10 protein-coding genes are annotated in these 14,702 nt (G+C 45.4%); 3 read left to right on the forward strand and 7 right to left on the reverse strand.

The features are described from left to right. Positions 1–176: 176 nt before the first annotated feature. A complete protein-coding gene (locus ACJJI8_RS03685; RefSeq protein WP_444934310.1) occupies positions 177–2,066 on the forward strand; it encodes an MFS transporter in 1,890 nt (629 codons plus the stop codon). Positions 2,067–2,101: 35 nt separating this feature from the next. Here the strand turns inward: ACJJI8_RS03685 and tnpA are convergent, their stop codons facing one another. Further along, positions 2,102–2,536, reverse strand: coding sequence for an IS200/IS605 family transposase (gene tnpA / locus ACJJI8_RS03690; RefSeq protein WP_444935136.1), 435 nt, complete (start codon positions 2,534–2,536; stop codon positions 2,102–2,104). Positions 2,537–3,775: 1,239 nt separating this feature from the next. Here tnpA and ACJJI8_RS03695 point away from each other — a divergent pair. After that, on the forward strand, positions 3,776–5,083 hold the full coding sequence (locus ACJJI8_RS03695) for an NAD(P)/FAD-dependent oxidoreductase (RefSeq protein WP_444934311.1): 1,308 nt from the start codon (positions 3,776–3,778) through the stop codon (positions 5,081–5,083). A gap of 562 nt (positions 5,084–5,645) precedes the next feature. Here ACJJI8_RS03695 and ACJJI8_RS03700 read toward each other — a convergent pair. The 3 genes from ACJJI8_RS03700 to ACJJI8_RS03710 all read right to left on the reverse strand — a co-directional run bounded on the left by ACJJI8_RS03700 (position 5,646) and on the right by ACJJI8_RS03710 (position 8,745). Continuing rightward, on the reverse strand, positions 5,646–6,365 hold the full coding sequence (locus tag ACJJI8_RS03700; RefSeq protein WP_444934312.1) for a cysteine hydrolase family protein: 720 nt from the start codon (positions 6,363–6,365) through the stop codon (positions 5,646–5,648). A gap of 1,720 nt (positions 6,366–8,085) precedes the next feature. Then, positions 8,086–8,397 (reverse strand): cupin domain-containing protein, encoded by a 312-nt coding sequence (locus ACJJI8_RS03705; protein WP_444934313.1) that lies wholly within the window; start codon positions 8,395–8,397, stop codon positions 8,086–8,088. Between the two features lie 48 nt (positions 8,398–8,445). Next, positions 8,446–8,745, reverse strand: a complete 300-nt coding sequence (locus ACJJI8_RS03710; protein WP_444934314.1) for a hypothetical protein — start codon at positions 8,743–8,745, stop codon at positions 8,446–8,448. Between the two features lie 318 nt (positions 8,746–9,063). Here ACJJI8_RS03710 and ACJJI8_RS03715 point away from each other — a divergent pair, with 318 nt between their 5' ends. Further along, complete coding sequence (locus tag ACJJI8_RS03715; protein ID WP_444903287.1) at positions 9,064–9,657, forward strand: TetR/AcrR family transcriptional regulator; 594 nt, start codon at positions 9,064–9,066, stop codon at positions 9,655–9,657. 69 nt (positions 9,658–9,726) lie between these two features. Here ACJJI8_RS03715 and ACJJI8_RS03720 read toward each other — a convergent pair whose 3' ends face one another. The 3 genes from ACJJI8_RS03720 to ACJJI8_RS03730 are packed head-to-tail and all read right to left on the reverse strand — an operon-like array spanning position 9,727 to position 14,076. Beyond that, positions 9,727–10,911, reverse strand: coding sequence for a hypothetical protein (locus ACJJI8_RS03720; RefSeq protein ID WP_444934315.1), 1,185 nt, complete (start codon positions 10,909–10,911; stop codon positions 9,727–9,729). An 11-nt stretch (positions 10,912–10,922) separates the two neighbouring features. Continuing rightward, the gene (locus tag ACJJI8_RS03725; RefSeq protein WP_444934316.1) at positions 10,923–11,738 is read right to left on the reverse strand and encodes an outer membrane lipoprotein-sorting protein; all 816 of its coding nucleotides are present in this window, start codon (positions 11,736–11,738) and stop codon (positions 10,923–10,925) included. Continuing rightward, positions 11,719–14,076, reverse strand: coding sequence for an efflux RND transporter permease subunit (locus tag ACJJI8_RS03730; protein ID WP_444934317.1), 2,358 nt, complete (start codon positions 14,074–14,076; stop codon positions 11,719–11,721). Before ACJJI8_RS03730 ends, ACJJI8_RS03725 begins: the two co-directional genes overlap by 20 nt. Positions 14,077–14,702 lie beyond the last annotated feature (626 nt).

The following is a 14,702-nucleotide window of genomic DNA, read 5'->3' on the forward strand; positions in this document are numbered from 1 at the left end:
ATACCGTAGAATTTAATTACAATACTTCGGGCAGTTTACTGAATTCACTATATTCAGGTACAGATTTGGATTTCAACCACAAGGCCATAGCTGCCATAGGCTTCATTGGGCCTTTAACCAGCAACCTATAACGCCACAGCCACCATGCGGAGCACTGCCCACAAGAGCGATAAATAATGGCTCAAAACCAGTTTAAGCTACTCGGTACGCGGCGTTTCCTACCGCTGTTTGTAACCCAGATTGTTGCAGTTTTCAGTCGCAATATGTACAAAAATGGGTTAATAGTTCTACTCGCATTCCGCATGGCTGAAGAGGAAGCTAACACACTGATCAATATTGCCTTTAGCCTAATGATTCTGCCCTACTTCCTCTTTTCCTCCTTGGCAGGTCAAATCTCCGATAAGTTCGATAAAAGCAAGCTCATTAGAATCTACAAATTGGCCGAAATAGGCATAGGTATCGTGGGTATTATCGCGATGTTTACCCAACATTATGCCCTGAGCATGGTGGTCTTTTTTTGCTATGGCACTTCCTCTACACTTTTCAGTGCGGCAAAATTTTCCCTGATACCCCAGCAATTAAATAGAAGTGAGCTACTCGCTGGTAATGCGTTGATCCAAATGGGGGCCTTTATTGGTACCCTGGCTGGAACAATTGTCGGTACTATATTGGTCGGATTCACCCATCCCGGACAACACGGATTGACATTTATCGCGGTCATTTTGATATTCATGGCCCTCATTGGTTTTCTGGCAAGTTGCGCAATTCCCAAGGCCCCGCCTTCATCCCCTAAACTGCACATCAATTGGAACCCGGTGGCACACGTCATACGTGTCATGTACTTAGCTTGGCAAACACCTCCAGTGTTTTACTCCATTTTCGCTATTTCCTGGTTCTGGCTGACAATCACAGCATTCCTTGCGCAGATTCCCAACTTTACCCGCGATACTCTTGGTGGAAACGAAGATGTTATTACTTTTTTGTTGAGCAGCCTCACTGTAGGCACTGCCTTGGGGTCGTTGCTGTGCAACTGGCTATCTCGAGGTCGTATCGAATCGGGTTTAGTGCCATTGGGTGCTATTGGCATCACTTGCGCTGGATTGGCGCTGGGTCTCCAGTCCAATAGCTTTCAAACACTTCCCAACGCAAACCCGACTCAATTTTTTAACCATCATGGCTCCTATTGGATCCTTCTCAATATGGCGCTCCTTGGTATTTTTGGCGGTATTTTTACTGTTCCTTTGTACGCAATGATCCAAGACCGCTCAAGTGTAAAGATCCGCTCGCAGATTATCGCGATCAGCAATATGGTCAATGCACTGTTTATGGTGGCCGCTACTCTCGTGAGTATCACTTTCCTGGATATCCTAAAGATCTCTATCCCCACATATTTCATCATTATCGCTTTACTAAACCTGATTGTGGTCGCCCTGATTTTCGCCAAGCTACCAGAGTTCATCATGCGCGGGCTGCTATTGCTGCCTGCACGAATCCTCTATCGGGTCAGCCTAAAAGGATTGGATCAAATCCCCAGAGAGGGACCCGCCCTCATTATCAGTAACCACATCAGTTTTCTAGATCCAGTAATATTAGCGGACACCATCGAGCGTTATGTGCGCTTTATCGCACACCCTAAAATCTATAAATCCCGCTTACTGCGCTGTATATTGCATATGAGCGATGCTATTCCCATAGGTTTGGATCTCGATGATCCAAACAGCCGTGAACGCACTTACAAAACCATAGTGGAGAGTTTTGAAAATGGGGAATTACTCTGTATTTTTCCTGAGGGAAAAATCAGCGAAGATGGCGAGTTGCAGCCATTTCTGAAAGACCTTGAGGAAATTTTAAAGCGCAAGTCTGTTCCGGTTATTCCCATTGCCTTACATGGAGCCGGTTCCCAAGCCGAGAATTCAGTGCAGCAGTTTAAAAAGAAAAGAAAACGACGCTTATTTCCCGAAGTTCTTGTTATCGCAGGGCAACCGGTAGAAAGTATTAATACAGATTCGGAAAGCCTACAAAAACAAATGCGAGATCTTAAGGAAAATCAGCAACCACCCGCATAGCGGGTGGTATGGTGAAAGCCCCCAGAGGGGGCTAGTTACAACCCTGCCAGTCGCATCTGCTCTTGGCGGCGCTCTTCAACCTCTTGATTTTTGATGTACTCTCGAATCACCCGCTCATCAAGCCCCTCTGTACTCACGCAGTAGCCCCGAGCCCAAAAGTGTCTTCCTGTGAAATTTCTCTGTACATGCTTGTACTTCCGAAATATCTGGATCGCAGATTTCCCTTTCAGAAACCCAATCGTATTGGAAACACTGAACTTCGGAGGAATCATTAACAACATATGGATGTGATCCTTCATTGCGTACCCCTCGACCAACTCAATGCCCTTTTGACGACATAAGTCTCGAAATATTGCTCCAATCTCCCGCCTTAATGTCCCAAATAACGCTTTCTTTCGATACTTGGGCACAAACACCACGTGGTACCTGCAATAATGTTTCACGTGAGCTTGGCACTGCCAATCTCGTATATGGCCTCCTTATAGAACTTGCCGGTTCATGGAGGCCATATTTTTACTCTGCACGCCGGAACGGCAGAGCCCTGTCAAGTCTCACCGCCAGAGGCGGTGGTTTACCTATGTGTTAATTAATAAGGAAGGAACGATAGAAACGAGAATGCGTACAGAGGCTTAGTTATTCTTAGCTCAGAAAATCAATAATTCCTTTATATTACCTGAAGCCAAGTTGTATATTTAACTGACTCATACTCACAGTAGGAAGCTACGCGCGCTCCTTCTATAGCATTCTCATGAGAGAAAGTGCTTTCTAGAGTTCGCCAATTTTCTATGTCTCGATCACTCTCATCACGGTGAAGCCACTTATAAAACTCCTGGGGTGAATCGCTCAAATATCTACATAGGTACCTGACACCAATGCCCTACGGATTAAGGGCTGCCCACGCGAATCTTTCAGAAATACTTCCCACTTTTTAGGGAAGCTTCCTCCTTATATAATTTCTTAACCTATTTTCTTAAACATTTTATCTCATTATCACCATTTTGAGATTGAGATTGAGATTTCGCTGTCTTTGTCATACTTATTCTACGGCTGGGCCTCTCGACCAATTTGCCTTCTCTACTTTCAGTTGATTAATGAGAACTACCACTCTAACTTTGAAATCTCTTGTGTATTCAATATACATGTTCTTCACTCTGTATTTTCACCATTTTTTTCCTACCCTATCCAAAAGGTTGGCGTCTACTCAATAGAGATAGATTTCCCACGCCCACGCCATAGCGTTGTAAATGTGGGCTACTAATCCGTTGCCGGGCGCGCACCTGTATCGCGGCTTTTGTATAAAACCTGCAAGAATGGCAATCCCTGCGACATTGGGCCCTGTTCATAGATCCATAGGACTGTGGTGGCCTGTTCGCTGCAGAGGCGGCAGACAAAGTGGAGCCCTGTGTGTGCGCACTACCGTAGAGAGTTGCAGCCAAGCCTCTATCATTGATGTGATCAGTAGCAATGAGAAGCCACACCCAAAGGTAAACCTGCGTAGAAATGGCTAATGACGGCAGTTACTTACCCGCGATAACGAAGCGGAACACAGCCAAGTGTGATAATCCCGTACTAGCCTAAATTACTTTATCGCCGTTAATTCTGAGTTTTATGACGTCAAAATTGACGCCGACAAGCACCTATATACAACAAGAGTTATAAAAAGATTAGTGAGTCAACTTTTTAAGTAATAAACAGGATGACCAACCTTCATGAAAAAGATTGTGATCATCGGTGGCGGAGCCAGCGGCCTTCATTTAGCAACTCGACTTGGACGCCATTTCAATTCTACTCGGATGTTTGGGCTTAAGCGTAAGGCCCCATCTGCTCAGATCACTTTAGTCGATAAGAATCGCACCCATATCTGGAAGCCCCTAATCTATCAGGTGGCCACTGGCATATTAGATACCAGCATGGATGCTCTTAACTACCAAATTCACGCCAGCTCTAATGGCTATGAATTCCAGCTCGGCTCACTACAATCCCTCGACAGGAAGCGCCAGATTTTGACCCTAGGGGCGGTGCTGAATGACAAAGGCTGCGAACTAATACCTCCGCGCGAGCTAGAGTACGACTATCTAGTGATCTGCGTTGGCAGTATAAGCGATGACTCCAATACACAAGGAGTGCGCGAGCACTGCATTCCTCTCGACAGCATTGAGCAGGCACACAAATTTCACAAGCAACTGCTCGATTACTTTTTATGCCTAGAAACACACCCCGATAGAACATTACAAATTGCCATTATCGGCGGTGGCTGTACTGGGGTCGAGCTTTCTGCCGAGCTGGTGGTGGCTATTAGACAGATTGGTCAATATGGGCGTATCCATACCGGTGCCATTGACATTACCTTAATCGAAGCCGAGCCTCATCTACTACCGAGATTACCGGTAAAATTGGGCAAAAGCGCCGAGTGCGAACTATGTAAAATGGGGGTTCGTGTACTTACTAACTCCCATATTACCAGTGTCAGTGCCAACAGCCTCACTACCGATGACGGCAGAGAAATACCAGCAGCAATTCGAGCCTGGGTCACCAGGGTTAAGGCACCGGAGTTCCTCACTCAGCTGGATGGTCTCTTCACCAACCAACTCAACCAGATAGAGGTGAAAACCACCCTGCAAAGCAAAAATGACCCCAATGTCTTTGCTATAGGGGATTGTGCCAGCTGTATCGACGGTAACAAGCAGCGTGTACCATCACGTGCACTAGCTGCGCAACAGATGGCCAAGCTCTGTTCCAGCAACCTGATCGCCCTGATAGAAAATAAATCCCTGGGGCACTTCTATTACCGGGATCGTGGTTCGCTTGTTTCTCTTAGTACAAACACTGCTGTAGGAAACTTAAGGGGTCCTTTTGTAAGAAGAAACCTTACTCTTGAGGGCCGTATTGCCAGTTTGGCCTACCACTCCCTTTACCAAATGCACTTGGCGGCGATCCACGGCTGGCCCAAGGCCATACTGCTCTATTTACTTAGCAAGGCCAACCGTGCAATGAATCCCCGTCTTAAATTGCACTGATAAGGACAAACAAAAAACTAACACGATAAAAAAAATGGCTACACACCGAGGCCGCCTTGTTTAAGGTTAATCCCCACCGGGGGGTCACTGAAGTAGTGCCAATGCATAGGATACTGACGCGCCAGCAGAGCAAAAGGTCTTCAGAGATCGGGGAGTGGGCTCATTAGTAATATCGACAGGAAGACAACCTCCCCATGAAAGAAATTATCTCCATACACAACTGCTTTACCTCACGTCGCAGGTTGCTGGTATTGGTTCCTACAGCCTCTGCAGTCCTAAAAAATGAATATCCTTGCTCAGAGACTAGAGCTCAGACACCTTTCTTGAATTCCAGCTTGAATTTCTTTCGTGTACTTTTTGTTTTCATACTTAACCTCGCTTGACAGTTTTACTATCTTAGCGAGGTACCCGGAAGGATCGAACCTTATTTTCCTCAGGGCCTACCCAAGGACCGACCTGCTTTACCGCCTAAAACTGCGCAAAATTTTTAGGATATGGCAAGCTATTCGAAATAGTTTAGACAGAAAACTATATTCAAGATAAACCAACTCTAAAATATTGTTTATGGCGAGCCATGTGATACCCCCACAAAATACAAAATCTTGTGGTCAGCGATATAACCATAACCATCTTTAAATATTGAAAGTGCATGCTTAGCAAGCTCACAATTGGCACTCCAAACAGCATCTTCCAAAACATACGTCTTGAAGCGAAATGAAGCACTTTGCGCAGTAGCCAGGACACATATGTGTGTTTCCACGCCAACAATAAAAACCGTATCAACCTCTAAACTTAGCAATTCCTCTTCCAGGGAGGTACCAACAAAGCCGTTATAAACATGCTTATCAACTACAACTACACCCTCTTCTGCCATCTGCCAAATAGGCTCTATTATTTCCGCACCCCAAGTACCTAACTTACACGGGTAGTGACACCTACCTCTATTTTCCTCGCCACGAAGAAAAGAATTACGATATTTATGATCTGGCTTAATAACTGTCTTCAACAGAAGAACAGGGATCCCTCTCTCTTTGGCAACCCTCATAGATAAAATAATATTATTAACTACCTTTTTCAGATCATCACCTTTGCGGATGATCCGCGGACTCCAATCTCTACTTGGTGACGGAGTTTCAAGCTCAATATTGCTGGAACCCTGTCGCCTACGGTCGTAATAGCCCCCCGCGCAACAAAAATCGTTTTGCATGTCGACAACAACCAGAGCCGCGCTGATATTTGTTGACAGGTAATTTACCACATTGCCATCTCCATCATCAGCCATACTCAAGTCTTAGTTGTTAAGGTTATCGATGAAACAAAACTGTTATAGCAGCCCCTCGGAACCACAGCAGGACTATCTTCTTAGTCTTAAATCGTGATACTTCGGATCGCGCTATCCGCCTATAGCCCCGTAATCACTATGCAGTTCGTAAATACTGGCAATTTTTTCACATCTTAGCCCCAGATCTAAGTCGTTGAAAATTATGTCCATGAGATGCCAGTTAAACTTATGGCGCTTCCAACAGGCAATTTAATAACCGTTGCTTCGTCTATTTCTTCTATTTTATTTAAATTTAGGAATGTCAATGCTGCATTTACCTGTAGATTGATAGCCTATTTTCGTGATGACTGGCAGTAGATTAGACCTGGATACTGTCTGGCATCTCTAAATGAAAATTCTATTTGAAATCTTGACTTGCAATAGGTCATCCAGTTCTGCGCCTGTCGAATACAGCAGTGAGCGATCATCTTTGTCGCCATTAATAAACTTTAGCATCACAACCCGAGTAGCTCTTTTCAATAAGCTGACATAGGAGTCTTTGCGTAAACCTCAATTATATTATTCGGAGCGCCAACATGTTTAAAACGACTCAAATTGGCAACAAAGTCAACCGTTCCATCGTATCTTCTTGGTCAACCTGTGCTGCTGTAAGCACTTTCATACAGCTACCGCAAGTCAGCGTCAGATCGCTACTTAACAACGAGATTTAACCTGACTGAAATAATGACCAAAATATATTTCGCCCTGGTGTAGAAAGTATCTGCAGCAAGATAATTAATATTTAGATAAAGGAATTTTGGTATATATTAGAAAGTATGGTGAGTATATAGCTCAATTTGAGATAAACCTTCTTCGTACAGTACCTGCTGGGCATCCATGGCATTAACAGTATTCGACTTCAGGTCAGTGACGCTAATCATAGAGATTTCAAGGCCACGGTGTGAGGCTCCGAAACCATCATTGTAATACCTGCCTGATTTCTCAGTCGTGTTTTCTGATTTACAGATAAAAACGACATCTTTAACAACCATATATTCATGGTTGCTTGGGAACGTCTGCCTGAAAAATTCTACATTGAACTTACCGAAATAAAAATTACGACGAGGCTATCGACGATTGCATTTTCTCATTAGCTAAACTGTACCGTTTCACGTTCAGAAATATCACCTTTCCTGAAAGTACCATCGGTACAGCAAGTAGCGTGAGTATGACGTTTCTTTGTAGTTTTTAATTGGAAATTCGAACGAAAATAACTTTCACTACATCTTCCATGGGCAGGAACTGCACCAAATAGATCTAAGAGCCTTATTTTCTCAATATCTGTTCATAACTCCGACCCATTTCACCTCTTAAAACTACCTGAAGTATTGTAATTAGTACCATCTAATAAAATCTGCAGACGAGCAGTATGAACCTCATATCGGATAAGCTGGATATTAAAATTAGCCCAATTGATATTTTTCAATTTATCGTCTATTTATACCTAGCCCTATACAGTCTACAGTCACTTTCCAATATTACTGATTCTACCGCTTTACATTCAGTAATATTGGTATTTAAATGACAAGAAATCGACCTATACAGTCATCCTGAAAAAGCAGACACCTTACGCTAGAGATCGCTTGAATGCAGATCCCAATTGTGAGCCGACAGGGATGCTTTCACAGTATATTTCGAGTGTAATGTCTTCTTTAAGGCCCAGCAGGACATAAACATCCCCTTAAATACTACCCTCAGACTCGACTACTAAAATGCGGGCCTCTCCGATAGGGTGTGCAACATGCTCGGTTCCTTCAGAGGCATAAAATATATCACCAGATTCCAACAGGGTGGACTCTGTCCTCCCCCCAGTTTTAAAAAACATCTCCACGCAGCCATCGAGTACAGCAAAAACCTCTTTTCCATCGTTGACATGCCAAACATAAGGCTTATCACTCCAATGCAACCTGATGGTAATTCCATTCATATTGGCGATTAATTTAGATGCCCAGGGATTTTCACCTGTAAAATCCCTACTTCGAAAAATATCCACAGCTTCAACTCTAATTATATATTTCAATTTATGATTCAAGAATAACTATTATTCTCTGTCAGCCTCCACTGGCACCTGTGAATTTTCACTGACAGCTTCATCACAGGTCTCACCGCCAAATTCATCCACTCGCCTTACGCCAAAAGTTACCGTCGGCGGTATTCCCATTCCCAGGTCAATATCGGCAACCCGGTAATTACAGCCCTTGGCTTGCAAAATAGCATTGACCTTTTCCTGCTTTTCAACGGCCTTAATCACAGTATTTGCTAGGACTTCATCGCTGCTGAATGCAGTTACTGACTCGTTAACTTTTTCACCAAGCTCCTTAGCTTTTTCAAAAATTCCCATAAGGCTTCCTCTCTCCCCTAATTATTGAACGGAGAAATCATAGGTGAAATATCAAAGAGAGGAAACTGGATAGTATCACTCCATACGGTAACTCACCCCTACCCTAAATGCTTAACATACCTTTGCTCCAAATTGATCTGCCACCATCGACTATCTTGCCCTCTAATTCAGAAGCCTTGGTCACGCTCTCCCGGCTCAAAGACTGCCAAGCTCTCTGACTAACCATCCACATGTGAAATATCAATCAAAAACCTGCCCTGTCTTGCCCACCCCAGATTGATGTGTCACTATCATTTTTTTGAGGTTTGGTAACGATAAATGAGTGGGCGCAAGCAGTTCGATGAGTCACAAGTACTAGACAAGGCCATGCGCGTTTTCTGGGAAAAAGGCTACAAAGCAACTTCCTTGTCGGATCTTGAATCGGCCATGGGGCTGAATAAATCCAGTATCTACAACACCTTCCAAAGCAAGGAAGGGTTGTATGGCCGCTGTCTGGAACATTTCCACACCCAATACGCCTGCGATGCTATGGATACCTTGAATCACCCGGACTTCCGCACAGCCATGGGCGGCTTCCTGGAAATGCTTCAGTCAGGTATGGAGAGCTCTGAAACTCCAGAAGGCTGTATCGCTACTATGGCAGCTATGGAGGTGGGTGCCAGTGAAGGATTTCTCGCTGACCTGGTAGCCAAGGGTACCAATGATATGCTGAACCGGATCGAAACCCGTATGCAGAAGGCTATTGACGATGGCCAATTGCAGGCCGGTGTCGATTGTGCCGCCCTCGCCGCGATGGTTATGGCGGTAAGCCGAGGCGTAGTGGCCCTGAATAAAGGCACGGGCAGTACCACAGCAGGCAAAAACAGTTACCAACAGCTATCCACAATTCTGGACCAGTATACACTTCCCTAAAAAAAGCCCACCCCAAAACTTCTTGCCTCTTTGGGGTGGGAATGGGGGTATTCCTGTGAGAATTAACTTTTAAAAATAGCGACGTAATTCCAACTGAAAATAGTCGTCGTTGCGCAAATTGTAGGTAGGGTCTTCTTCATCGGCATTACCGAAAAAACGCGCCTCTGCTTCCATTAACCAGCGGTCATTTAGTCGGTGGGTCAGTTCCAGATTGGAAAAACGACTACCGTTATCCAAATCGGTACTTACGGCAAATAAAAGCTCCGTATCCTGGGTATTATTTAGGGCGTATCGCGCACCTATCGCAATGTCATTTTGACTGGCCGTAGACCAAGGTCCGGTACGATCATCAAATTGATACTCCATTAATACCCCAAGATCTGAGACCGTTTCACCAATACCATAAAATGTATATTCGAAACCGCCGACAGCTGCTGTCTGTCGATCTTCACCGCGAGGTTTAAATGAAATAGCTTCAAACTTCCACAACCAATCTCCACGGGTAGTTTGGATGTCCACACCCGTCTGATCGATCTGTGCATAGTAAGGCGCAAGCAAGCCATCTTCCGTAAGCAATAATAATGGATCCCGATTAGTGCCGGAAAAATGGCTGAGGCCCAGGTCCCAATCCCCAAGTACATGGCTGTAACGCAAGGCCCAATCTATGTGCTTCTCTTCCCGGCCAGATTGATAGACCGCAGCATCCTCATCCACCGGCAGCGGAGCACGCAATCGCCCTTCCCGGCCAGCAAACTGACGCTCGCGAAAGCCCAGTAAACCGTACACCTCCAGTGTTCCCCAATCGCGCTCCATCAGGAGGTTAATCATGGGTTGGCCAAGCTTGTCTTCACCATCGATATTTTCCAGCGCATCATCCTGGTTAATCACATCCACCAAATGCACGGTTTCAGTAACTCCCCAAAATACTTTGCGCACCCCGGCGTAAAGCTCGAAACTATCGTAAGCTTTCCACCAGTAAAGCTCGCCGAGATCCGCGTGACTGCGATCGTTATCCTCACTGTCCCAGCGCCCAAAGACACTGGCCACAACACGCTGGTTTCCATCGTCAAAATCCCGGTAGTACTCGAGATTTAAAGACGCAGAAAGACCAGCATCACTTTGTGCTGAATCCAAAGGGGCTGCGGTGAATGCGCGGGCCTCCAGGCCCGCATAACCGCTCAACTCATTTGCTCCAGCCATATGACTCAACGCCGCCAATAGTGGCAACAAAGTGAGTATTTTTCGGTTAACCATGGACGCAATCCCTATTTCGCCCTGGAGAGACTATTTTTGGTGAAGTCGCGATCGGTAAAACCATTGCTAAATACCCAGTCGCCATACAACAACTCCGTGGATTTACCAGTCTGGTGATTAACCATTTCCATTTTATTGGCTCGCCAGTATTGATCGCCGTACTGGTTGTAGTCGGAAATCGTGAGGGTCTTCATCAGGTCCCCTTTTCGATCATAGTAATCCGTTCTCCATGCGCGGTACTCCTCTGTATCAACCCAAAGGTGTTGAATGGAATAACCGGATTTAGGATCAACCGGGTCCAGCTCCAGAACAAAGTGATCGCGGCCATCGAAAGACTCGTTGCGCAAATATTTGTAGGTGTATTTCTCCACCTCCTGTGAGGCGATATCTTCATAGGAGAATTCACTACCCATAAATGGTCCAGACTTGTTACTGGAGGAAATACGCTTTACTCGCTTTAAAGCAGGCAAATAGAGCCACTGGTCATCGGAGCCCACTTTATGAGTAAAGGACAAAAATGCTGTGCCCTTTACATCCCGAGGGTTGTCAAAAATCACCAGGGATTTATCTCCGTCATTTTCCTGCTCCAGAGTTTTAGTGCGCATAGCCCGCACACTCTCCTCACCATATTTATTGCGCAGGGTCATTGTAAGGCTGTTGCTGAGATCGCCGAATCCCAAGTCGCGACGGTCCGCCTCCTTAGCAATTTCCAGACCTTTTTCTGCGGCCAGGTCCAGTTCACTGGCAGAAACAGAGAAAGCTGCCAGAGCCAGGGCACCTGCTAGGGCCCGCGTCAAAAACTGTTTTTTAGAGCGGCTGGGTTGCATAGTTTTGCTCCTTATTTTCAATAGAGGTAATAGCGGGGTCGTATGCCTTGGCATCGAGCTTCATCAAGAGAATCGGAAGAAGTAGGAAATCCGCCAGCAAGGCCATCAAAATGCAAATTGCGGTCAGAAGTGCCATGGAGGAATTCATACCGAAGGAGGACTGGGCCAACACCATAAATCCGGCAATCAGAATGACTGAGGTAACAACTATCGCTACCCCCACTGAAGAGAAGGCGTAACGCAGTCCGTCCTCCACGTTGTAGCCTGCACGGCGCTGGCGCAGGTATTTACTGAGGAAGTGCACTGTATCATCTACCACAATACCCAGTGCCATACCGGTCACCATAGTGACAGCCACATTGACTTCAGCTACCAGTGCACCCCAGAGGCCAAAGGCCAGGCCGGCCGGCAACAAGTTGGGAATTAAGCTTAAAAAACCGAGTTTGACACTGCGCAGGGCAATACCAATCAGTGCAGAAATTAACACCAGCGCAACCAGAGTGCCCACCAACATACCCTCCATATTGCGCTCAGCAATATTGGCAAACATGATCGCCGGACCTACACCATAGGCAGTTACACCAATGTTTTTCTCCAGCCAATTACTGCCGGCATCAGCTACCGCTTTGAGTTCTTTCGACTTGAGATTATCGAGAGTTACAATAATCTGCGTTGACGACTTAGCCACATTCAGCTGATTATTTAAATCCAAGCCATAGGGGAGAGACAGCTCGTACAGTAATAAATACTGGGCTGCCAATTCCTGGTCTTCGGGCAACCTGTAGTAGGACGGATCGTCAGCATGCAGATTTTTGTTCAAGCGCTTGAAAGTATCGCCAATGGTATTGACATGGCGCACCCCGGGCTGGGCCTGCATCCACTCAGTGAAACGCTCCAGATTGGCAAGAAATTCCGGATTGCTGACACCATTGTTGTCACCGGATTCGATCGAGTAAATCAGCTGGTAAATACCAGAGAGGTTCTCATTGATATAATCTGAATCGGTTCGGAACTCCACAGATTCATCAAAGTAACCAACAAAGTCATCATTAATCTCATTGTTTGGAATCATTGCCAGTAATCCCAACGAGACAATGACTCCCACGAGTAATATCGGGCGCTGACGGCGAATCACAAAATCTCCCAGAGTATCCATGGAGCGTCCAATTTTGGACTCACTGGCGCGGCTCCTGGCTGGCAGTATCGCCATCAATGCAGGCAGTAAGGTAACCGATAAGAAGAAGGCCACCATCACACCCATCGCGGTAATATTTCCCAGATCGTGGAAGGGAGGCGCATCGGAAAAGTTCATCGACAAAAAGCCAATGGCGGTAGTGATCGAAGTTAAGAACACAGGCCCCATGTTGAGCTGCAAGCTCTCTTTAATTGCATCGTGCTTGCTGAGTCCACGGCGCATTGCAGCAAACAGACTCACCAATATATGTATCGAATCCGCCACTGCGAGAGTCATGATAATGGTGGGCGCAGAAGCGGAGGGCGGTGTCAATTTAACACCTATAAAACCGGCCAAGCCCATGCCTGCAGCCATGGAGAAGACGATAACCAACAGCGCTGCAAAAGTCGCACTGAAGCTCCGCACCAACAAAAATACAACTGCAATAATCACCAGGTACATGAGCGGAACTAAGGTGCTCATATCTGACTGAGAGGCTTCAAAAAATGCATTACTCAGTAAAATAATACCGGTCGCATAGACCTCTACATCGTATTTTGCTTCAATCTCTTCCATCAATGCCTTTGCAGCTTCAGCCGCTTCAGGGGTTTCATGCATGGATTTTTGTGGAAGCTGGAAGGTGATATTTATCCCTGTAACGGAACCATCACTATTTACCAGGCGCTCCTTCAAGGTGGGATCTGCCAGCGCTACAGCCTTGATAGAGGCCAGGGTTTCCGCATCTAAACTGCTGGCATTTTCCACCAAGTCCTGTACTAGTAGGTCATCTTCTTCGGCAATGGTGTGCTGGAAGTTGGTAATTGAATCCACCCGCAGCGCATAGGGTAACAACCAGGATTTCTCGGTCATCTCCTCTACGGCTGCCAGGGCATCATTGGAAAAGGCATTGCCATCTTTAGGCACTACCGCAAACAGAATATTGTCATTCTTGGTGTAAGTGCGCTGGATTTGCTCATAAGCTTGTAGTTGAGGATTAGCTTCACTAAAGAATGCCCGGTAATCATTGTTGAAACCCAGGAATCTTGCTCCACTTACCGCAAAGAAGGCTAACAGTAGTGCGCCAATGGCTACCAGCCATCGATATCGAATAAGCCAATCCGCATAACGGCTGACCCAATTCGAAGGTAATTGGGGGGATGACATTAAATCAGCTCCTTCAAACAACTTGATAGAAAAATAATTAATCAACAACCTAAGCAAATGGGTATTTACTTACGGCCACAGAATCCCGTAGTAGCCAATATAAGATCAGCTACAAAATTTGATAAAAAGGCACACTAATGCCATCAGCCAAACCGTAAATATGGCCGAGACATCAATAAAAAGTTATCGCTTTTGGCGCTATAAGAGCCACTTTTTTGTAATTAATGGTAGCCAACTATCAGGCAAAGCTTACCTTTCTCCAACACAGGGGCGACCACGAGAGAGCCGCCTAGTTAAGAGAATACCTAATTTACAGTGTCGTAAATCTAACAATAAATATAATAATTATTTATATATATCTGAGACATACAGATATATTAGTAACCTGCCTATTATTATCACTATAAATTAACTCGTTAATTATCCTCTAAGAGATAATTAGAGGGCTCGACAAATTAAACATCTCTAATTGTTTCCAACCATTACTTTAATCACGCATTAAGGCCCAAAGTGATTGGTCAGCAATACCAATAGCCTTGGACTTCATAGATACTTCTCGACATTCCATTGTGCCTACTAAAACAGCTTTCCCAACCTATGACCGATCAGTATCACCTTCTGTGTCA

The organism is Microbulbifer maximicatervae (SeqCode) (genome assembly GCF_052467695.1).

Bases quoted from the DNA above. Each gene is read 5' to 3' on its own strand.
- ACJJI8_RS03720 (WP_444934315.1), bottom strand. From the start codon at position 10,911: ATGGTTAACCGAAAAATACTCACTTTGTTGCCACTATTGGCGGCGTTG.
- ACJJI8_RS03710 (WP_444934314.1), bottom strand. From the start codon at position 8,745: ATGGGAATTTTTGAAAAAGCTAAGGAGCTTGGTGAAAAAGTTAACGAG.
- ACJJI8_RS03700 (WP_444934312.1), bottom strand. From the start codon at position 6,365: ATGGCTGATGATGGAGATGGCAATGTGGTAAATTACCTGTCAACAAAT.
- ACJJI8_RS03715 (WP_444903287.1), top strand. From the start codon at position 9,064: ATGAGTGGGCGCAAGCAGTTCGATGAGTCACAAGTACTAGACAAGGCC.
- ACJJI8_RS03730 (WP_444934317.1), bottom strand. From the start codon at position 14,076: ATGTCATCCCCCCAATTACCTTCGAATTGGGTCAGCCGTTATGCGGAT.
- ACJJI8_RS03685 (WP_444934310.1), top strand. From the start codon at position 177: ATGGCTCAAAACCAGTTTAAGCTACTCGGTACGCGGCGTTTCCTACCG.
- ACJJI8_RS03725 (WP_444934316.1), bottom strand. From the start codon at position 11,738: ATGCAACCCAGCCGCTCTAAAAAACAGTTTTTGACGCGGGCCCTAGCA.
- ACJJI8_RS03695 (WP_444934311.1), top strand. From the start codon at position 3,776: ATGAAAAAGATTGTGATCATCGGTGGCGGAGCCAGCGGCCTTCATTTA.